Origin of the sequence: Mesorhizobium sp. B2-7-3, from assembly GCF_006440715.1 — a bacterium.
GTDB lineage: Bacteria > Pseudomonadota > Alphaproteobacteria > Rhizobiales > Rhizobiaceae > Mesorhizobium > Mesorhizobium australicum.
Genome location: NZ_VFTY01000003.1, coordinates 540,873 through 561,732, shown reverse-complemented (window position 1 = coordinate 561,732; position 20,860 = coordinate 540,873). Strand labels below are relative to the sequence as shown.

Here is a 20,860-nt window from a genome sequence, read left to right as displayed (position 1 = left end):
GTGGGGGTTTAGGGCAAGGGCGGGAATGGCGGGGCCGCGAGGTCGGCGCGCCGTACGGCCTAATCCGCAACCAGTCGGTGCCAAGGAACGGCCGCATGGCCCAGCCGCCTAGAAGCGGAACTTGGTGGGAACCGGCAGTGATTGAGGGAGCTTGAACCCGATGTTGCCCTTCTGCTTTACGCCTTTACGTCGGTCGTTGCAACGATCCGGTCCGCCGCCGGCGGAGCCTGCTTGCTGTCGCTCGAAAACGCAATCCGCCAAACTATTTTTTGAAGTGGGAGGGGCATGATACGGATGCGCCATGACCCAATCGCGCAACAGAGCCTTTGACCTAACCGCCGTTATCGACAAGCTGCACCCGACCACGCACAAGGACCTCATCCGAGCGATAAGGGCGTTTCATGCCGTGGAATCAGTCGTACTAGACCTCCGGGATGCTGCGGAATCCGTCGAGCTTCTTCAGAAGATAGGCCATGAGGCATCAGATCGAACATCGAGCCTTGGCAGGGCGCTGTTGGTCCATGCGGTCGTCGTCTACTCACGCGCGACCCACACCAAGGCAATCCATCGTTTCAAAGTCGGCGTTACAAGCGGCTATAACGAGGCGCTGAAAGCGAAACATAATGAAATCACCAATCTTCGCGACAAGTGCATTGCTCACTTCGGTCCAGGGAAAGACCTTTGGCATGACGAGCGCGTGATCTACGTTGAGAAGGCTCTCGAAAATGGTCTCCAACTTGTCCATCGACGAACCAATTTCAGCAGGAAAGCAATTAACGACCTCGATAGTCTCCTGACTGCCGCTATTGGCCGCGGCAAGGAGCTGGAACGGGCCAGAGCCATTGATCTCGGCAGCATATTAACCGGTGCGGACAACGAAACTTGGGCTCTGATCGACCAGCACGAATTCGATATCGTGGGGTTTTTTGAGGCCAACGATCTAAAAGTAAAGGTTTGGGAAGAAGGCTCGTTCGCGCAAAACCTCTGGGAAACCAAGCGCAGGCCGATTGGATAGCAACCGAGACGCATGCCAAAACGACGGGGGAAACGTTCGCTTCCAGGCCGAAGACCCCATACTCGGAACGCCCGTCTGAGGCCCCGGCTGTAACGCTGCCCAAAAATTTACACGGAGATATCAGCGTTGAACAATCGACGAATACAGAGACGTGCGCAACGAATCTAAAAGCACCTCAGACGAACTCTGATCGAATGTCGCCGATCCCTGCCTTGTCAGTATCAACGTGTAATATGGAGTGCCGTCGACCTGAATTTTTACCTTGTCATTTGTGTATGTATAACCATTCACTACCAAGCTAGCTGATTGACGAACATCCGAATTACCCTTCAGAATTGCGGTGGCCGTGATGTCCTCACTAATTTTGATATCCTTCAGCTGGCAGCTAACAATTTCAACGCGACGTCCGAGATTGGTGGCCAGCCTTTCGCACCAATCGATAACATCCAACCTCACCTCATTAACTGATATTTGAAAATTGCATGCCTCAGCAAGCCGCGATAAAAACAAGTTTATACTGCGAGGTGGGTTTATAACTTCAAGGCCGGCATATTCTGGAGAAATAATGAATCCAATGTCCCGAAATTCGGTCCTCTCATAGATTCTCCTCTCGCCTAGAGGATTCTCAACAACCTGGCTAATTTCGTGTCGCTCAATGAACCGTCCCTCAATGGAAGCAGGCCTAAGCCTATCCACAATGAAGCCGCTCTGGGTCGCCGTTGTGAACTGCAGGCCCTTCAATCTTTCTGCCAGTGTCCGCATGTCGACCGGCCAATGTGCGCGAAGCCATCGACGTCGAGTCATGTCCTTGCCCCTTTCAGAACGGTCGTAGCTTCCTCGCCGGAAGACGAGAGGATAGCCTTAAGAACACCTGAGGACGTGCGCTCAACCAAACTCCAAAGTGCAGGCTGGCGGTTTGGTTCCAAGGGTTTAAAATCGTTGGTAAGGCTACCGTCTGCAAGGCGACGAGCGATCCTGACGCCAAACTTGAACCCTTTTCCCCGTCGGGGGTCCTCAAACGAAACATCGAACTGGAGGAGATCCTGAGGCTTCTCCTTCTGCATTGCCCGCCAAGTAACTGCCGTAATGAAAAACCCGTTTCGTCTAAGGGTCTGGTACTCCTCAGATTGCAAAAGATTCATTCCGCTGAGAGCTACACTGTTAATTTTACTTACAATGTCGGATTCGACAGAGCGCTCGTTCTCTATGTCTAGTTCGAAATCGTCTGCGACATCCTCATCCTCCGTAGCACATTTTATGTTAACAACCGTCTGCAATTGGTACCCTGGCGTCGTCTGCATTATCTGCATGAAAAAATTAGTTCTTTGATCGGCACTAAAACCCTGAAGCGAAATTTCGTTGTGACGCAGTTCTTTCAATTTAATCTTGCTGGCGTACTGAATAAATTTGTCGACAATACCCCGCGCCTTCTCCGTCGACGGCATTCTTATCGTCGTCCCTTCGTCGCCAATGACGAATTCGATACCAGCGTCTCTGCGTTGCCTCTGAATAAGGCGCGTCTTGGAATAATCGATTTCGTCGTAGGTCACATTTACGTTGACATTGCTCACTCTTCGCTGTTGTGTCGTTATCTCTTCCCCAGCAACTTCGCTCTTGTAGCTGCGCACTATCTGGTTGATCTCTTCATGAGTGAGGACGGCGGGTATGTCTACATAGGTCCTCTTTTCTTGTCTGGCTTGCTGCTCGCGTCGCTCGATCAACTTACTCAACGAAAGGTAATCGTGAGGTAGAGAAGCGATATCGCTTGCAAGTCGCTCTCTCGTTGTCTTAATAGAATATATAATACCCCTGCCTATAGAAATACTGTGCAGTACGGCCTCACTCATCCGGCCTCGGGATGACATGAGCAGATCGAAAATATCCTTGTCATTGGCGGAAAGAAAGGGAAGCTTATCTGTCATATTCCATACCAATCTCGACCTCCGAAAACGTCGATGTCAGATTATGCATTGAAGAAAATTTTACATCATTAATCGCGTCAGACAAACTTCCATCCCCTTGATATGTAGCACCCATCGCTTCGATATAATATTGTTGCGCCTTCTGAAAATTATTTTGTGCTACGCCAGTCCTATCTATGGCACGTATAGCAATCGAATACTTTTGATCAAGCAAGCCATGCTGCCGTAAATAATCGAGCAGGTAAAGAAACTCGTCCACCGTTTCGCCTGGCGGTCTGTAGAAGACCACCAACCCTTCCTTCCTGTTCTGGTCCCCCTCGTGCTGCAAAATGACCCAAGGGCCAGTAAGCATCTCTAATGTCGCAGCACATCGCTGCTTCCCACGAACTTGGGCACGGCGCACGGTTTGGGGGTAGAAGAATGAGCATGCCTCTCGACTGGGCAATTTTTCGAGGCCCGAGCGCCCTCTCATCCGCACGATCTCTTGGCTCACATTATTTAGCCAATGAATTTCCACCGGGCCAAGAACTATTAGTTTGCCGTTCTCGGGCGTATCGAGAACATCTATATCAAGTTTTTCTAAGTATTCGCTGAAAGTCCTATCGTATCCTCCATCATGATTGTAGACAAAAAGCATGCCGGATATCGAGAAATCTTTATGCCTGTGTACGTACCGGCTTTGCCATTCTGAACTTATCTCTGCGCAAGAAACTTGATTGGACAGGCTTATGATGGCTTTTTCGATCTGTGATCGCCCCAACGATCCAGCGGCGTAACTCTTCAAGTCGCATTGAACGTACGTCGTTACTTCTTCATAAGGCTCATCATAGAAAAATACTACGTCTGTAGGGTGAGTCTGAGCCTTGTGGAGATCGTGTTTTTCGCATTTCCAATTGGAGTTCATCGGTCCAACTTTTGTCCAAAAAAATTCGGAAAATATCTGGTCCGAAACAATCTCGGCTATGCGCGCAATCGTTGCAGTTTCAGCCATCCCAACCCATCCCTCGACTGCTACGCTGCTCGTTCGGCAAGCCCCTAATATCGCAGCTCGCGAATATTTCTCTAGTAATTGTCGTGTAGCAAGACGGCACGACTGTGGTTGCGCCTTTTCCACAGGAACAGCAGTGCCATTTTAACATTCATTTTTGACTAGATTACCTACCGCAGGCCAACTTTGGAGTTTGCGCGTTTAGAAAGCGTACACTTAGGTCCTGACTAGGAATCGATAGCGGAAGTGGCATACACGATGTCAACAGATCGGGTGGTGGTGCGGCGCCACAATCTGCGCATGATGGAGGCGCCGAGGGTGGGTCTGAACAGCGTCCCAGTACCGCTCGCCACCCGTTATCGGCAGCGGTAACATCCGGTCGAGGTCGAAGGCTACAAATCGGCGCGCCTCGAGCTGGGCGTTAGCGCAACGGTGGTTCAACGAACGTGGGCTCGTCCACAGTGCGCTGGCTTCCTATCGCTAGATCGCCGTAAATCTTCCTCGCCTGCGACTTTAATTCGAGTGCGCATTTCTCACCGAATGACAGAGCTTCAAGGTCATCGATGGCGCCTCACCCCCCAGCCAGCCTTGGCAGCAGAAATATCTCCGCCCCCTCCGGCAGCTTCTTCGACCAGGTATCGCGATAGATCGTTCCATCAATCGCCACAGCAATCCCCCGATCGATCCACGGCTCGAATCCGGGATACTGTTCAGCCAGTTTCCTGAACAGTTCCCTGATGTCCTTGGCCTCGACCTCGACCTTGCTCTTGCCGCCGGCGAGCTGGCCCAGCGCGCCCCAAAGGGTGACTTCGACCATCGCCGCTACGGTGTGCTGATATTCAGGTGAGGCCGGCCTGCAAATGGCAGGTTCCTGCGCTTCCGGTGCTCACGTACTTCAAGTACGCTCCGCTCCGGTTCTCGGAACCCGCCACTTTCGGCTCGGCCTGACCTGAACCTCAACACACCTTATCCCTAGCTTTCGCCCTAGCCTTCCCGTTCAGCCTCGATCGCCGCCAGGATGCGGGGCGGAGACATGGGGATGTGGGTCATGCGCACGCCGGCCGCGTTTGACACCGCGTTGGCGATCGCCGCCAGCGGCGGCACGATCGAGGTTTCGCCGACGCCGCGCACGCCATAGGGGTGGTTGGGGTTGGGGATTTCCAGGATCTGCGTGTCGATCATCGGCAGGTCGGAGCACACCGGGATGCGGTAATCGAGGAAGCCCGCGTTCTGCAGCCGACCGTCCTTGCCGTAAATATACTCCTCGTTGAGCGCCCAGCCGATGCCTTGCGCCGCGCCGCCCTGGTACTGGCCCTCGACATAGGTCGGGTGCACCGCCTTGCCGGCATCCTGCACCACCGTGTAGCGGATCACCTTGGTCGAACCCGTCTCGGGGTCGACCTCGACATCGCATATATGGGTGGCGAAGGAGACGCCGGCGCCGTCGGCGACGAGCTCGCTATGGCCGGCGATCGGCCCGCCGGTGGTGCCCGATTTGGCCGCGATCTCCTTCAGCGACAGCTTGCCGAGATTGCCGTGCTTCTCGCCCTTGGCGACCGCATGGCCCTGTTCCCAGATCACGTCGTCGACCGAGATGTCCCACATCTGCGCGGCGCGCTCGCGCAGGATCTTGATCGCGTTGCGGGCGGCCGAGATGGTCGCCATCGAGGACGAGAAGGTGCCGCGGCTGCCGTCGGTCATGTCGTTGTAACCGAGGGACGAGGTGTCGGCGACCACCGCCTTGAGCTGGGAATAGTCGATGCCGAGCTCCTCCGCCGCGACTAGCGACAGCGACGCACGCGAACCACCGACATCGACGGTGCCCACGGCCAGCGACACCGAGCCGTCCATGCCGATGTTCAAGTCCACGCAGGTCTGGCCGCCGAAATTGAACCAGAAGCCACAGGCCATGCCCCTGCCCTGGTTCTCCTTCAGCGGCGCCTTCATGTGCGCATGGCTCTTCACCGCTTCCAGCGTCGGGCCGATGCCGATCGGGCCGTAGACCGGGCCGTAGGAGGAGCGCGTGCCTTCCTGGGCGGCGTTCTTGATGCGGAACTCGACAGGATCCATGCCGAGCTCCTTGGCGAGCTCGTCGACGGCACTTTCCACCGCGAAGGCCGCCATCGGCGCCGAGGGCGCGCGATAGGCGGCGGTCTTCGGCCGGTTGACCAGCACTTCGTAGCCCCCCGTCTTGACGTTATCGAGACGATAGCAGGCGAATGCCGTCATCGCGCCGATCTCGGCCCAGGAGCCGGCATAGGGGCCGGCGCTGTAGCGCAGCGTCGCTTCCGCCGCCGTGATGGTGCCGTCCTTGCGGGCGCCGATCTTGACGTCGATCGAGGTGGCGCTGGTCGGACCCGAGGCGCGGAACACCTCGTCGCGGGTCATGACGAGCTTCACCGGGCGTCCGGCCTTGCGCGACAGAGCGAGCGCCACCGGCTCGGCCCAGACATGGGTCTTGCCGCCGAAACCGCCGCCGATCTCCGACGAGGTGACGCGCAGCTTCGAGGCCTCCATGCCGAGCAGCTGGGCGCAGTGCTGGCGATAGACGAAATGGCCCTGCGTGCAGACCCAGAGATCCGCGGTGCCGTCGGAGCTGACATTGGCCACGCAGGCATGCGGCTCGATATAGCCCTGGTGCGTCTGCTCGGTCTTGAACGAGCGCTCGACGATGAAATCGGCCTGCCCAAAACCCTGATGGACGTCGCCATGGCCGAACTGCGAGCGCTTGGTGACGTTGGAGGGCTTGACCGGCTTTTCCTCCAGCCCCTCGGTGAAGATCGTGTCGTTGATCAGCGGCGCGTGGTGCGCCATCGCCTCGTCGACGTCGGTGACATGCGGCAGCACCTCGTAGTCGACCTCGATCAGCTTCAGCGCCTGCCTGGCGGTGCGGGCGTCGATCGCGGCGACGGCGGCCACCGCATGGCCGTCATAGAGCGCCTTGGTGCGCGCCATGCAATTGTCGAGGATGTCGTACATGGCGGCATCGCCGTCGGTGAGGTCAGGCAGGTCGGCGGCGGTGATCACCGCCTTGACGCCGGGAAGCGCTTCCGCCTTCGAAGTGTCGATCTTGCGGATCTTGGCATGCGCGTGCGGGCTGCGCAGCACGCGGCCGACCAGCTGGCCGGCCATGTTGAAGTCGGCGCCATAGCGGGCGCGGCCGGTCACCTTGTCGACACCGTCGGGGCGGATCGGGCGCGTGCCGACGGATGCGAATTTACGCCCCGAAAAACGCGGATCGAAATTCATCTCAGGCTCCCTTCATAACGATGGCCGCGTCCTGGACGGCGCGCACGATCTTGTCGTAGCCGGTGCAGCGGCAGAGATTGCCGGCCAGGCCGAAGCGGATTTCCTCCTCGGTCGGGTCGGGGTTCTTGGCCAAGAGATCCTTGGCCGCGATCAGGAAACCTGGCGTGCAGATGCCGCATTGCAGTGCCGCGTGCTCCAGGAATTTCTGCTGCAGCGGGTGCAGCCTATCGCCATGCGCCATGCCCTCGACGGTCTCGATGCGGCGGCCTTCGGCTTCCGCGCCAAGCACCAGGCACGAACACACCAGCCGGTCGTCGACGATGACGCTGCAGGCGCCGCAATCGCCCGTGCCACAGCCTTCCTTGGCGCCGGTCAGTCCGAGCCGGTCGCGCAGCACGTCGAGCAGCGTCTCGTCGGGCTGGCAGAGATATTCGACATTGTCGCCGTTGATCGTGGTTGAAACCGCTACGCCAGCCATCATTTGCCTCCTGCACGTGCATAGGCGGTCTGTGCGGCCCGCCTGGCCAGCACGCCCGCAACCTTGCGCCTGAATTCGATTGTGCCTCTTTTGTCGTCGATCGGCCGGCAGGCGCCGGCGCAGACCTTGGCCAGCCGCTCCAGCGCTGCCTCGTCGAGCTTGCGGCCGATCAGGGCCTCGGCCCCTTCTTCCACCAGCAACACGGTCGGCGCCGCGGCGCCGATCGCCACCCGGGCCGCCGTCACGACACCAGCTTCGTCCAGCGTCAGGTTCACGCCCGCGCTGACCACGGCGATGTCCATCTCGGTGCGCGGAATGAACCTGAGATAGGCATCGGCCGAACGCGGCGCGGGCTTGCCGAGCAGGATCGCCTCGATGATCTCGCCCTTGGCGAGCGATGTCCGGCCCGGCGCGGTCGGCACCGTCTCGACGGCAATGGTGCGCTTGCCCGACGGGCCGACGACCACGGCCTTGGCGCCCGCCGCCACCAGAGCCGGAACGCTGTCGGCCGCCGGCGAGGCGTTGCACAGATTGCCGACAATGGTGCAGCGTCCCTGCACCTGCTTCGAGCCGATCAGCTTGGCCGCCTCGACCACTCCGGGCCAAGCCTTCCTCAAGCCGGCGTTCTCGCCCAGCACCGCGCAAGGCACGGCGGCGCCGATGCTGAAGCCGTCGGCGGTTTCCCTGATGTCGCGCAAGCCGGCGATCGACTTGATGTCGATGATCAGTTCGGGTTCGACAAAGCCGCCCTTCATCCTCACCAGGAGGTCACTGCCACCGGCAAGGATGGCGGCCGGGCCGGCCGATCCGGCCAATTGGCCGACGGCGTCTTCGATTGAAAGCGGACGTATGTAGCGCATCGTCTCCCCTTGGTATCGCGATTTTCAGCGACCGTTATAAACAATCGTCTCATAATGACCATCCGTTTCCCGAGCCGAGGCGATTGGGCCAGGTGCGGCAAAATGCGGTCCACTCGACCTGGAACATGGCCGCGAAGCGTCAGCCAGTGGGCCAATTGGGGCTTGACCGCCCCGCCCCGTGCGTCAATCCTTCCCGGCCAAGCGAGGAATTTCCATGCGACGTCTGTTGGCTGTGCTTTGCGCCGTGACGCTGGCCGCGCCGGCTGGCGCCGCGACGCTTTATTACGGCGCCCGAATTGGAATGGAGCTTACCATCGTCAAAAAGTCGGGCATCGGCTCCACGCACGCCAGCATCCTGGCCAGGCACGACAGGCGGAAGGCCCGCCTCTACTGCCGCGAATACGGCCATGATTTCACCCAGGAGTGCATTGATTCGGAAATGAACGCGCCCCTGCATTTCGAAATCACCGCCAACTGCAAGACCGGCGAATTCACCACCTTCTACGGCGCCGCCATGCTGTTCCAGGGCCGCAACAAGAGCACCGATGTGACGACCGATTACCGGATCACCGCCGTCGACGAGAAAGTGGTGCTGGATGGCTCCGGTGCCTCGGGCTACGATTATACGCTGGACCAGTTCAAGGCGCTCTGCCCCAACCGCGTGAAGTAGACCGATCGCGAGGCCTGGCCCGCCAAAGCCCGGAACTTGGACCGTGGTAGGCAAGGCCGTTTATCGCTAGCACAGGACCGCAGTGGAGGCGAAAGACCATGACCCTGACCAATCGCGACATTGTCGAACTGACTGAGTGGCGGCGCAAGCTGCACCGGCAGCCGGAAATCTCGAACGAGGAGGAGAAGACGGCGAAAGAGGTCGTCGCTTTCCTCGCCGACACCGGGCCGGACAAGGTGCTGACCGGCCTCGGCGGCAACGGCGTCGCGGCCATCTACGACAGCGGCAAAAACGGACCAACCGTCCTGTTTCGGTCCGAACTCGACGCGCTGCCCATCGAGGAACTGTCCGGCGTGCCGCATGCATCGCAAATTCCTGGCAAGTCGCATATGTGCGGCCATGACGGGCACACCGCTATCCTGGCCGCCCTTGGCCGCCAGTTCGGGCGCGAACGGCCCGCCAGCGGCCGCGTCGTGCTGATGTTCCAGCCCGCCGAGGAAACCGGCAATGGCGCGGCCGGCGTCGTCGCCGATCCGCGCTTTGGCGAGATCGCGCCGGATTTCGCCTTCTCGCTGCACAATCTGCCCGGCGTGCCGTTCGGCGAAGTCAGGCTCAAGCCCGGCGTGGTCAACTGCGCCTCGCGCGGCATGCGCATCGTGCTGGAGGGCAAGACCGCGCATTCCTCCATGCCCGAGACCGGAACCTCGCCCATGCCGGCGATCTCGGAGCTGATGCCGGCCCTGCCCGCGCTCGGCCGCGCGACTTTCGCCGACGATGATTTCTCCATGGTCACCGTCACCCATGCGCGGATGGGCGAAGCCGTGTTCGGCATCGCGCCCGCCCACGCCGAGGTCTGGGCAACGCTGCGCACACGCCGCGACGAGCGCATGGCGGACCTCTGCGCCGCCGCCGAAACCCTGGTCAAGGAGATTGCCGGACGCCACGGCCTCTCCGCCAGTTGGGACTATCATGAGATCTTCGTCGCCAGCGTCAACGCGCCGGATGCTGTCGAGCACCTGCGGCGCGCCCTCGATGAAGAGAGCGTCGCGCATGGCGAGGAAGCCTTGCCGATGCGCGCCTCGGAGGATTTCGGCCTGTTCGGCCACAGCGCCAGGTCGGCGATGTTCTTCCTCGGTGCGGGCGAGCGGCACCCTGCCCTGCACAATCCCGACTACGACTTTCCCGACGATTTGATCCCGATCGGCTCGAAGATCTTCATGAGGACCGCGCGCAACCTTCTCGGCTGATCTCAGCGGCACCCGGCCAGCACTGTGGCAAAGCTCCGTCCCCGATCGACTGGCCACCTGGATGCCTCGAACTGGATATTTCCAACGGGCCGGATTGTGTGGCATCTGTGAGGGCAATGCGAGGAGTTCGAAAATGTACACGCCGCCCGCCTTCCGCGACGACGACAAGGACAGCCTGATCGCGACGATCCGCGCCGCGCGGCTGGCCAATCTCGTCACCGCCACGGCGGACGGGCCGCTCGCCACCCCCCTGCCGCTTTTTCTCGATGAGACCGAGGGCGAGCACGGCGTCATCCATGGCCATCTGGCCAAGGCCAACCCGCAGTGGCGCGTTCCCGCGATCGGCGACGGGCTCGCCATCTTCATGGGTCCGGACGCCTATGTGACGCCGGCCTGGTACGCCACCAAGCAGGAAACCGGCAAGGTCGTGCCGACCTGGAACTACGCCGCGGTTCATGCCTACGGGCCGGTCGAGTTCTTCGAGGATGCGGACAGGCTGCTGGAGGTCGTCACCCGGCTGACCAACCTGCACGAAGGCGCGCGCGCCGCGCCCTGGGCCGTGTCGGACGCGCCGCCCGACTTCATTCAGTCGCAGCTTCGCGGCATTGTCGGCCTGCGCATGCCGGTCGCCAGGCTCGAAGGCAAGCGCAAGATGAGCCAGAACCGCAACGCCGCCGACCGCGCCGGCGTGGCCTCCGGGCTGGCCGCGAGCGAGCGTCCGTCTGACCGCGAGGTCTCCGCCCTCATCCCGTGAAGGTACGGCGCCTCACCTTGCCAGCACCAGGTCGGCGTCCTCGAGAACGTACCGGACATAACGGTAGTCGCGAATGAAGCTGATCCGGCCGTCGCGCCATTCCAACCACATGAAATGACTGGGTTTCGCGTCGGCCCGGTCTTCGAACACCGCGATCACCTCGCGGCCCTCGACCCATGCCGGCCTGAGCCACAAGCCGTCGCTCCTGGCGTAGATGGTGAAGAACATGCCGACGTCGGCGGCCCCCGCGCGCGGCTTGTGCGTGGACTGATGGAGCCTCACATCGTCGGCCAGCAGCGCGCGCAAGCCGTCCCAGTCGCGTCGGTTGAACAGATTGACGTAGCGCAGGATGGCCGCCGATGCGATGCGCGCGTCGGGAAGCGGATTGGCCTGGGCGTTGATCCGCCGAAGCCGGGCGCGGCCGCGCGCCAGATGCGCCTTCACCGCATCGACCGTGATGCCGAGCAGGGCGGCGATGTCGGCCAGCGGCTCGTCGAGCACATCCCTGAGGACGACCACGCTGCGTTGCGTCACCGGAAGCTCGGCGAAGCGCGACACGGCGGTTTGCACGGCTTGCCTGCGCATCAGCACCTCCACCGGGTCGGCTTCGTCGGCTATCGCGAGCGCCGCCTCGATCGGCTCCGCGGCGCGGATCTCGCGGCTGCGCAATAGGTCAAGCGCGCGGTTGTGGGCGATCCGGAACAGCCAGGGCTTGAGCCGAGGCACCTCACACAACTCCTCCAGGGCAACGACGGCGCGCGCGAACGTGTCCTGCACGACATCCTCGCCGTCGATGACCGAGCCCATCAGGCGCGAACAATAGCGGTGCAGCTCCGGCCGCAACGCGGTGGCAAGGGCAAGCAGCCCTTCCTGCCGGTCGCGCTCCACCGCTGGCTTTGCGTCGCTCAAGGACCCGCGCCCTCCATGATCGTCACCCCGGCGTCGCCACTGAGGCCGAAGACGACGCCCTCGCCATATTGCGGGTCTTCCAGCAGCGAGACCACCCTGTCGCCGAACGCCCGGGGCGGCATCGGCGCGCCGAAGCGGGTGACGAATTGTTCCGGCGTGATGCCCATTGAGCCGGCATAGGCGCTCGCCGCCGCGTCGCCAATCCCGGTGTCGAGGATCATCTGCCGCGGCACGATCGCCTGGAAGCGGATGCCGAGGCCTTTCTCCTGCGCCACGCCATTGGCGTATTTGGCCATGAACCAGAGCATCCGCTTGGCGCCGCCATAGCCGCCCGACATCTGCGACCCGGTGACGGCCGCACCGCTCGACCCGACCAGCACCCGGCTGCCCGGCCCGAGCGGCAGGTTCAGCGACGCCTGCAGCCAGTAGAGCCCGGCCTTGACATCGGTTTCCCATGCGATGGAGAAGTCCTCCCACTTCAACTGGTCCAGCCGCCCCATCCGGGGCGTGGCGCCGGCGTTGAGCACCAGTATGTCAGGGCGGACCTCGCCAAGAATGCGATAGGCGGCGTCCTCGTCCGTGACATCGGCGGCGATGGTGGCGACCCCAAGCCGGGCACCGACCGCCTGCAGCGCCTCGGCGCCCCGCGCGACCACGGTCACGCCGGCGCCTTGCTCGACCAGCGCTTCGACCAATCCGAGGCCAAGCCCACGGCTGCCTCCGGTGACCACGATTTTCTTATCCCTGAGGCTCATTTGACCCTGCTCCAGTGTTTCACTGTAGCTAAGACGGTTGAGGATCGGGAAAAGAGTCAGCGGTGGGGGAGATTTGTCGTCAGCAGAAGCCGGGTCGACAGTCCGCGCCGCTGCTCGCTATGGATCTTGACGAAAATTGGTGCGCCGGTTTGGACATTGGGGCGCAACATGTGCTCCATGGGCAGGTGACGAAGCGGTGGGGAAGAAGTGAAGCGCGTTTTTCGATTGTTTGCCACGGCCGTCATGGCGTCCGCGCTGAGCGGCTGCACCAGCGTTTCCTACTACGCGCAATCGCTGGAGGGCCATGTCCGGATCATGGCCGCGCGCCAAGACGTTGGAAAACTGATCGAGGCCCCTTCGACGCCGGAGGCATTGCGCGCCAAGCTGACGTCGGCGAGCGCCATAAGGCGGTTCGCGACGGATGAGCTGGCACTGCCCGACAACAGCAGCTATCACAGCTATGTCGACATCCACCGGGATGCCGTGACCTGGGCCGTTTTTGCCGCCCCGCAATTCTCGCTCACGCCCAAGACATGGTGCTTTCCGGTTTTCGGCTGCGTTCCCTACCGGGGATACTTCGATCGGAAATCCGCGACCGAAAGCGCCGTGGCACTTCATCGACAGGGGCTAGACGTCTATGTCACCGGCATCACCGCCTATTCCACGCTGGGCTGGTCCAGCGACCCGCTGCTCTCGACCATGCTGCGTCAGGACGACACCTATCTGGCGAGTCTTGTCTTTCATGAACTGGCGCATCAGCGCCTCTATGTGAACGGCGATTCCGCATTCAATGAGGCTTTCGCGGTCGCCGTCGAAACCACCGGCACGAGAAAATGGCTCCGCGCCGCCGGCGATCGCGCCGGATTGCGCCGCTACGAGGCCGATCGCAAGCGCAGCGCCGATTTTCTCGCACTGGTGTCGAAAACCCGCGACGAGTTGCGGCAGGTCTATGAAAGCTCCCGGACCCCCGACGGGATGGCGGCGGCCAAGGCAGCCACGCTCGACAGGTTGCGGACGCGCTACCGGCAAATGCGCGACGGAAGCTGGGCCGGATACCGGGGATACGACGCCTGGTTCAATGCGCCGATCAACAACGCAAAGCTCGCCGCGACGTCTGTCTATGGCGAACAGGTTCCGGCGTTTATTCGCTTGTTCGATTTATGCTCCGGCGATTATCCAAGGTTCTACGCATCCGTTCGACGGATCGCTGATCTGCCGCAATTGTCCCGTGCCGAAGCGCTCAAGGCGGCGACCACGTGCGATTGACTTGCAGAGCACGGTGGCTTTTGGCGTGCTCCGATGACTCTAAGCCTGGTTCGCCAGGACTAACGGTCCTATGTGCGCGCCGAGCACAAAACGCTCGCAGTGCTCGCCGTCGGACTCATCGATGAAGCTGTCGACATGTTTGAAGCCGAGCTTCGCCAGTATCCGAAGCGACGCGACATTGCGCGCCGCCGCCTCGGCCGTCACCTGTTCGAGCGCCAGGGTCTCGAAGGCGTAGCGAATGACCTCGCGTGCCGCCTCGGAGCCCAGCCCCTGCCCCCAATGCGCACGCCCCAGCACAAATCCCAATGCGGCCGACCTGGCATCGTCCGCGCCGAAGGACAGGGTTATCGTCCCGATCGCGTCCGCCACGCCAGGCTGGTCTATCGACCATTTGATCGCCCGGCCGTCGGCGAACCGCTGACGCGCAAGGGCGAGCCATCGCTCGCCCGCGCTGATGTCGTCGGCAACGGGATCGCCGGCAAGGGAGGCGGATTCGATATCGCTCGCGCGCGCGAACCACGCCGGGATATCCCGCTCGCCCGGCGCCCGAAGCACGAGCCTTGGTGTGGTGAGCCTGGGAACTGCTCTCATGGAGGGCATTTTCGACCCGGGGCAGCGCCAATGCAACGGAGCTGAGAGCCGCGGCGGCTGACCGCCAGGACAGATTCGACCGCAAGCTACGCCCCAACCGCCTTCAGCCCCAGCGCCATGCGCTTCAATCACTCCGGGGCCACCCGGCTACCGCCGGTCATGGCGTGAGATTTGGTGATGGCGCCAGCCCACCACAGGGTGGGACTATGACAACGCGCGTTGGCGATTCGCCATGAACATAAACGGCTGTTGTGGGGCCGACAGCAGACCATCGGCTTCTCTGTCCAAATTCTCAGAATCGGCGACAATGCGACAATATAGTGGGCGCTCGGCTGGACAAAAAGCGGGACGGAGTAAAGCGTAGATCTGCAATACTGAACATGCCGAGGAATAGTTGGGGCTTCACCAGATTGCCGACCGGTCGATCTCGTCGATGCGCGCCCGGCCGGTTAGCGCCATTGCCGCCTCGAAGTCTCTGCGGAGCAGGTGGACACAATAGGCTACGCCGTCGGCACCATCCGTTGCAAGTGCGTAGACATAGGGGCGACCAATCATGACGGCGCTTGCCCCTAGGGCAATCGCCTTCAAAACGTCTGTGCCACGCCTCACGCCGCCGTCGAGGATGATGGGAATCCGCCCGGCTACCCGCTCCGAGATGGCGGGCAGGGCGTCGATGGTCGCTGGCAGGGTGTCGAGGTTGCGCGAACCGTGGTTCGAGACGACGATGGCATCGGCACCGGTTCTGATTGCCTGCTCGGCATCGTCAGGATCGAGAATGCCCTTCAGGATAAGCGGTAGGGTTGTCAGCGAACGCAGCCAGGCAATATCCGCCCAGGTCGGCATCGCCCGCCGCTGCGCAGTGCCAACTTTGAGCACGCCGGTGTTACGGTCCTTGAAGTATGGCGTTGCGAGGCTGTCGGGAATTTTGAATCCTGCCCGGAACTGCCTGTGGCGATCGCCTGGCGTTGGCAAGTCGACAGTCACGCTGATTGCCTTCGCGCCCAGTGCCGCCATGCGCGATACGAGTTCGCCATTGAAACCGCGATCGCTTTGCCAATAGAGCAGGAACCAGACTGGAGACTGGCTCACCGCCACGCAATCCTCGATCGCCGCCGTCGCCGTGGTACCCAGAGTGAACACCGCTTCCGCCACTCCGGCGCCGCGCGCCGCTGCCACCTCGCCTTCCGGATGCACCAGCCGCTGATATGCTATTGGGGCCAGGATGATCGGATGCGGCAGACTTTGTCCGAAGAGCGTGATCCCGGTATCAAGTCTTGTCACATCGCGTAGCACGCGCGGCCTTAATCTGATGCGGTCGAATGCGGCTTCATTGTCACGCTTGGTGATTTCGTCGCCAGCACCCCCAGCAATGAACTCGTAAACTGCGTGCGGCAATACCTCTCGTGCCGCCGGTTCAAGATCCGCTAGGCAGAGAAACCGGGTCTCGATGTCGAGCGGCATGGCCCACTCCGGTCAACGTGTCAAAAAAGTCGGCTAAGTCCAAAGACAACATTCGCGCATTTGGCCGCTGGCCGCAAGACGGCGGCACAGCGCGCAGGGCAACGAACGTCGATGACCGGGCGGCGGAAACGCGGCCAGAGGCAGACCAGGAGCTTTGAGGCTTGGATCTTCAAAAATGACTTTCAGGGCTTGTCGCTCGCATCGACTTGATCGGCCCCGAAATTGCCGACCAACCGAGCCTGCCTGCTCCCGGTTGTGGGAGAAGGGGTCATGGCGGGGTTCGGCCCTGTGGGTCGGAAGGTCAGTCCGTGGATAGGGCAGTATGTCACCGGTCTCGGGTGCCGCGCACGATGGGCCCAGAGCCTTGCTGAATCCCGAGTGGGCCCTCGACATTCTCAAGTCAATGTCGTCGACCAACTCAAGCATTCTTCGCAGGGTCCCCGCTACGCTGCAACGGGCGCAATCGCTGGAGGAAAGCGCGTCCGACACGCGCGATCGTTACGCATGCGCGGCCCATGACGGCTGAGAGATCAAGCCGGCGAACCACTGATCCGCGGTGGGCCTTTTGCCTTTCGAGATAGTTGGCAAGCGCAATGTCGTGACACAGTGGTGCAACCGCGCCGCGCCACGCCGGATTGTGCCAAGACTCTTCATGCAAGGGATCGTCATGCCAGATGGGCCAGTCGATCGAGCTTGGGCGTTGCACGGCGTCCTCCTGAGACACGCGGAGTGAGAAACAAGGGGCTCAGTGCGGCAATCTCCTCGACAGCCGTGAGAAACGCGCAGCAACCAGCGTGATGGAATCGTGAAAAGCGCGATTCTGGCAGAATCACGGTTGAAATAAGGAGGGCGACACGAAAGGATCGCCGGTGCGTGGTGGCTGTTGTGGCGGATCCGATGACCGGGCCTCATCTCTATCTACTGGGTGGTTTCGACTTTGCCGGCGTTGGGGCTGCGGTCCCCGCCTTCAGCCGCAAGGCGCGGGCGATGATGGCTTACCTCGCGCTGCAATCGGGACATGCGCAGTCGCGCGAAAAGCTCGCCGCCCTTTTGTGGGGTGGCAACAGCGAGACCCAGGCGCGGATGAACCTGCGACAAGCGGTTTCGGTTGTCGGCAAGGCTATGCAAGCTTCTGGCAGCGCTCGCTTCCTCAGGGATAGCGACAATGTCGCCCTTCATCTCGATGGCCTTGATTTCGATGTCGCGCGGTTCGAGGCGCTGGCGGCCAGCTCGGAGCCTGATAACCTCGAACAGGCGCTTGTCGTCTATCGCGGCGACCTGCTTGACGGTTTCGGCCTGAAGCAGGAGCCTTTCGAGGACTGGCTGCGGATCGAGCGCGAGCGTCTGAGGGCAACGGCTGTCGCGGCGCTGGACAGGCTGGTCGCGCATTATAGTGCAACCAAGGATCCGGCCTCCTGCGTCCGCGCTGCTACGCGCCTGCTCGCCATGGAGCCGTTGCGGGAGGACATCCACCGCGCCCTGATGCACGTCTATGCGGGGCAGGGCCGGATCAATCTGGCGCTCAAGCAATATGACAATTGCCGCGATGCGCTGCAGCGGGAGCTGAGGCTGCAGCCCGAGCCGGAGACAAGACATTTGCACGAGACGCTGCGGGCCCGCCGCACGACATCGCCGCGTCCGGCCTCGGCCTCCGAGCCGCCGCGCGCCGAGGCGGGCGGCGAACCCCTGCGCCCCTACACCCACTATGTCAAATCCTCCGGGGTCAGCATCGCCTATCAGGTGACCGGCGACGGGCCGATCGACCTGATCTATGTGCCTGGATGGGTCTCCAATCTCGACCTTGCCTGGGCCTCGCCACGGCTTTCGCATGTGTTCCAGCGGCTCGGCAGCTTCTGCCGCTTGATCCGCATGGACAAGCACGGCACAGGGCTATCCGACCGCAATGTCGGTTTGCCGACCATGGAAGAGCGGATGGAGGACATGCGAGCCGTGCTGGATGCGGTCGGCTCGAAGCGCACGGTTGTGTTCGGCGGTTCCGAGGGCGGCCCCATGTGCATGCTATTCGCGGCGACCTACCCCGAGCGCACGGCGGCACTTGTGCTCAACGGAACCTATGCCAGGGGCAGATGGTCGAAGGATTACCCTTGGGCAAGGACGGCCGAGCAGGTGGAAGAAGACCTGGCCACCATTGAGAGACAGTGGGGAGAGCCGGCGGACATGGGCAATGCGGCCCCCAGCCTGATGAACGACACGTTCGAAAGAGAATGGTTCGCCGCTTACCTCAGGAATTCAGCCTCGCCCGCAGACGCGATCTCGCTCTGGCGCTGGGGAACCGAAATCGATGTTCGCGACATCCTGCCTGTCATTCATGTTCCGACACTGATCGTTCAGACGTCGGGCGACCGCTGGGTCAAACGGGAAGAAGGACGCTACCTGGCAACGCATATCGAAGGCGCCAGATATGTCGAGCTCACCGGCCGGGATCACGTGATCTGGGGCGAGAATTCCGATCGCCTCGTCGACGAGATCGAGGTTTTCGTCACCAACGCTCTCCAGGCGACACCGGGCGAACGGCTCCTGGTGTCGGTGCTGTCGCTGGAGATAGGCGACCCGCATTCTGACTCCGGCGCAGATCTGATTGAGCGACACGCAGAAGAGATCAGAAGCCAATTACTTCTCGCTGAAGGCAGGCAGATCAGGCGCTCGCCAAGCCGAATGCTCGCGGTGTTCCAACGACCGACGCGGTCGATCCAGTGCGCGATCGCGATCCGCCATCGCCTGAGACAATCCGGTCTGGATGTCCGCTCCGCGGTCCACACCGGCGAATGCGAGGAGCGCGGCGATGACTTCACCGGCATCGCGATCGAGCTGTCATCGCGATTGCTCGACTATGCCCGGCCGGGCGAGATCATCGCGTCGCGGACGGTGCGCGATCTCGTGGTTGGCTCCGGCCTGACATTCGAAGAGTATGGCGAGATGGAAGCGAGCGGGATGCCCGGCGTGCTCGCGTTCTTTTCCGTCAGTGGGGCGCCGTCCGGCACTGGCGGGTGACCAGCCACGGATAGCCATTTCGGCCACGCGTTTGCACTTTGTGGTGGCTCAAAGCACGATGGGCACGGTGAGGAGTCTTGGCGCGGTCGCGACCTCCGCAGTCCTCCTTGCAATGTCTGCTATCAGGACTTGGCGAAGACAATCTATACGTCCGAAATGCGGCGCATTCCTGACGTAGCCAACCAACGTGCGTCTCGTATCACATCTTGCGGTTTAACCACCGGTGGCAGCACGGCGGCCCAACCCGCCTGTCCTACACAAAGCTGTCACCAACTGAGCTTATCCGATCCTCGGGAATGAACCATCCACATGACACGCCTTGAAACCGCCCGGCCGGAGGGCGATCGGGACATGTGGAATGCTGTTTTCGGAGACGACCATGCTTGAACGGACGGACAGGGCCGCACCCCATCGGAATCAGCTGAAGAAACAGGATCTGTGGTTGAGCGAATTCGAGATTGTGCTGCGCGACCGTGTCATTGCCAATGGCGCGGCCAGGATCGAAGACGGCCTGATCGCCGAGATCCGCGACCGGCCTGTCGAGAATGCCGACTTCGTCGGCGGCGGCCGCCTGCTGCTGCCTGGTTTCATCGACATGCACGGCGACATGGTGGAACGGGAAGTGGAGCCGCGCAGCGGGGTCCACGTGCCGATGGAAGTCGGCATCGCCGAGCTCGACAAGCGGCTGGCCTCCTGCGGCGTGACCACCGCCTATGCCGCGCTCTCCTTCATCGGCAACAGCGCCACGGCCGCCTTGCTGCGCTCGGAAGAACACACATCGTCCATCATCGAGACCATCGCCGGGCTGAAAGACCACCTTCTGGTCGATCACCGCATCCATGCCCGCTTCGAGGTGACGTTCAGCGCGGCTGTCGGCGTGCTGGAAAGATTGATGGATGCCGGCAAGCTGCATTTGATTTCGCTGATGGATCACACCCCCGGCCAGGGACAATACCGCGACGTCGAACTGTATATCGCCCGCCTGGCCAAGGAGCGCGGCATGTCCATTGCCGACGTATCCGAGGTCGTCGGCAAGCGCATGGCCGATCGGAACGGGCATGGCGGTGTGCTCGGCACGCTGCAGGGCCTGTCGGCGTTTGCCCGCGCGCGCGGCATCGTGCTCGCCTCGCACGATGACGACACGCCGGAAAAGGTGGAATTCGTCCACGGCCTGGGAACCGTGCTCAGCGAATTCCCGGTGACGCTGGAGGCGGCGCGGGAAGCCCGCCGGCTGGGCATGTATACGGCCATGGGCGCGCCCAATGCGCTGCGCGGAGAATCCTATTCCGGCAATCTTTCCGCTCGCCAGGCCTATGAGGCCGGGTTGCTCGACATGCTGGCCAGCGACTATCACCCGGCCTCGATCCTGCCGGCCGTCCTCGGCCTGGCGAAACTGAGCGACGGTGGCCTGGCGAAGGCGGCGGCGCTGACGAGCGCCAACCCGGCCGCCGCACTCGGGCTCACCGATCGCGGAGCCATCGAAGCTGGGCTCCTGGCCGATCTCGTCGTGGCCGACCGCCAGCCGGTGCCACGTGTGCGAGCCACCTTCCGCGCCGGCCGCATGATCTACGGCGACGGTACGCTTGAACCGGCGCGGAACAGGGTGATCGAGGGAGGCCGCGACCGGCCGCTGCCAGCCGACCGAGGGCAATCCCAGGACTAGACACCTAGGCAACCAGGGCT

Annotated in this window: 19 protein-coding genes; 7 read left to right on the top strand and 12 right to left on the bottom strand. The window is 61.8% G+C overall.

From position 1 onward, the window contains the following. The first annotated feature begins 301 nt into the window (after positions 1-301). Positions 302-1,015: a hypothetical protein gene (locus tag FJW04_RS10235; protein WP_140713880.1), complete on the top strand. Its 714-nt coding sequence runs from the start codon at positions 302-304 to the stop codon at positions 1,013-1,015. Positions 1,016-1,135: 120 nt separating this feature from the next. On the opposite strand, the gene FJW04_RS10230 is transcribed toward FJW04_RS10235, so the two are convergent. From FJW04_RS10230 to FJW04_RS10200, 7 genes are all read right to left on the bottom strand, one after another. Then, the gene (locus FJW04_RS10230) at positions 1,136-1,777 is read right to left on the bottom strand and encodes a hypothetical protein (protein ID WP_140713878.1); all 642 of its coding nucleotides are present in this window, start codon (positions 1,775-1,777) and stop codon (positions 1,136-1,138) included. A gap of 38 nt (positions 1,778-1,815) precedes the next feature. Continuing rightward, a complete protein-coding gene (locus FJW04_RS10225) occupies positions 1,816-2,937 on the bottom strand; it encodes a hypothetical protein (protein WP_140713877.1) in 1,122 nt (373 codons plus the stop codon). Then, entirely contained in the window at positions 2,927-3,928 is a 1,002-nt protein-coding gene (locus FJW04_RS10220; RefSeq protein ID WP_140713875.1) for a hypothetical protein, read from the bottom strand. The genes FJW04_RS10225 and FJW04_RS10220 overlap by 11 nt, the downstream gene beginning before the upstream one ends. A gap of 568 nt (positions 3,929-4,496) precedes the next feature. Continuing rightward, positions 4,497-4,742 (bottom strand): MoaD/ThiS family protein, encoded by a 246-nt coding sequence (locus tag FJW04_RS10215; protein WP_019859698.1) that lies wholly within the window; start codon positions 4,740-4,742, stop codon positions 4,497-4,499. A 167-nt stretch (positions 4,743-4,909) separates the two neighbouring features. Further along, positions 4,910-7,174, bottom strand: a complete 2,265-nt coding sequence (locus FJW04_RS10210) for a xanthine dehydrogenase family protein molybdopterin-binding subunit (protein WP_140713873.1) — start codon at positions 7,172-7,174, stop codon at positions 4,910-4,912. Between the two features lies 1 nt (position 7,175). Next, positions 7,176-7,652 carry a (2Fe-2S)-binding protein gene (locus FJW04_RS10205; protein ID WP_015316741.1) on the bottom strand — a complete coding sequence of 159 codons (477 nt, stop codon included), beginning with the start codon at positions 7,650-7,652 and terminating at the stop codon, positions 7,176-7,178. Continuing rightward, the gene (locus tag FJW04_RS10200) at positions 7,652-8,512 is read right to left on the bottom strand and encodes a xanthine dehydrogenase family protein subunit M (protein WP_140713871.1); all 861 of its coding nucleotides are present in this window, start codon (positions 8,510-8,512) and stop codon (positions 7,652-7,654) included. The genes FJW04_RS10205 and FJW04_RS10200 overlap by 1 nt, the downstream gene beginning before the upstream one ends. Before the next feature lie 214 nt (positions 8,513-8,726). Between FJW04_RS10200 and FJW04_RS10195 the strand changes: the two genes are divergently transcribed. From FJW04_RS10195 to FJW04_RS10185, 3 genes are all read left to right on the top strand, one after another. Then, positions 8,727-9,182 carry a hypothetical protein gene (locus FJW04_RS10195; protein WP_140713869.1) on the top strand — a complete coding sequence of 152 codons (456 nt, stop codon included), beginning with the start codon at positions 8,727-8,729 and terminating at the stop codon, positions 9,180-9,182. A gap of 98 nt (positions 9,183-9,280) precedes the next feature. Continuing rightward, on the top strand, positions 9,281-10,429 hold the full coding sequence (locus FJW04_RS10190) for an amidohydrolase (RefSeq protein WP_140713867.1): 1,149 nt from the start codon (positions 9,281-9,283) through the stop codon (positions 10,427-10,429). Between the two features lie 133 nt (positions 10,430-10,562). After that, complete coding sequence (locus FJW04_RS10185; RefSeq protein ID WP_140713865.1) at positions 10,563-11,183, top strand: FMN-binding negative transcriptional regulator; 621 nt, start codon at positions 10,563-10,565, stop codon at positions 11,181-11,183. A 12-nt stretch (positions 11,184-11,195) separates the two neighbouring features. On the opposite strand, the gene FJW04_RS10180 is transcribed toward FJW04_RS10185, so the two are convergent. From FJW04_RS10180 to FJW04_RS29915, 3 genes are read right to left on the bottom strand one after another with little or no spacing between them, the layout of a single operon-like run. Continuing rightward, positions 11,196-12,092, bottom strand: coding sequence for a sigma-70 family RNA polymerase sigma factor (locus tag FJW04_RS10180; RefSeq protein WP_140713863.1), 897 nt, complete (start codon positions 12,090-12,092; stop codon positions 11,196-11,198). After that, positions 12,089-12,847, bottom strand: a complete 759-nt coding sequence (locus tag FJW04_RS10175) for an SDR family oxidoreductase (protein ID WP_140713861.1) — start codon at positions 12,845-12,847, stop codon at positions 12,089-12,091. Before FJW04_RS10175 ends, FJW04_RS10180 begins: the two co-directional genes overlap by 4 nt. Positions 12,848-12,903: 56 nt before the next feature. Beyond that, the gene (locus tag FJW04_RS29915; protein WP_181172917.1) at positions 12,904-13,116 is read right to left on the bottom strand and encodes a hypothetical protein; all 213 of its coding nucleotides are present in this window, start codon (positions 13,114-13,116) and stop codon (positions 12,904-12,906) included. On the opposite strand from FJW04_RS29915, the gene FJW04_RS10170 reads away from it, so the two are divergent. Beyond that, positions 13,091-14,113 carry an aminopeptidase gene (locus FJW04_RS10170; protein WP_140713931.1) on the top strand — a complete coding sequence of 341 codons (1,023 nt, stop codon included), beginning with the start codon at positions 13,091-13,093 and terminating at the stop codon, positions 14,111-14,113. The two genes, FJW04_RS29915 and FJW04_RS10170, sit on opposite strands and share 26 nt — an antisense overlap. Positions 14,114-14,152: 39 nt before the next feature. Here FJW04_RS10170 and FJW04_RS10165 read toward each other — a convergent pair whose 3' ends face one another. Together FJW04_RS10165 and FJW04_RS10160 are read right to left on the bottom strand one after the other, a co-directional pair. Next, on the bottom strand, positions 14,153-14,704 hold the full coding sequence (locus tag FJW04_RS10165) for a GNAT family N-acetyltransferase (protein WP_140713859.1): 552 nt from the start codon (positions 14,702-14,704) through the stop codon (positions 14,153-14,155). A 402-nt stretch (positions 14,705-15,106) separates the two neighbouring features. Next, entirely contained in the window at positions 15,107-16,165 is a 1,059-nt protein-coding gene (locus FJW04_RS10160; protein ID WP_140665969.1) for an alpha-hydroxy acid oxidase, read from the bottom strand. A gap of 897 nt (positions 16,166-17,062) precedes the next feature. Here FJW04_RS10160 and FJW04_RS10155 point away from each other — a divergent pair. Next, entirely contained in the window at positions 17,063-19,177 is a 2,115-nt protein-coding gene (locus FJW04_RS10155; RefSeq protein ID WP_140713857.1) for an alpha/beta fold hydrolase, read from the top strand. Positions 19,178-19,556: 379 nt separating this feature from the next. Next, positions 19,557-20,840 (top strand): alpha-D-ribose 1-methylphosphonate 5-triphosphate diphosphatase, encoded by a 1,284-nt coding sequence (locus FJW04_RS10150; protein WP_140713855.1) that lies wholly within the window; start codon positions 19,557-19,559, stop codon positions 20,838-20,840. Positions 20,841-20,860 lie beyond the last annotated feature (20 nt).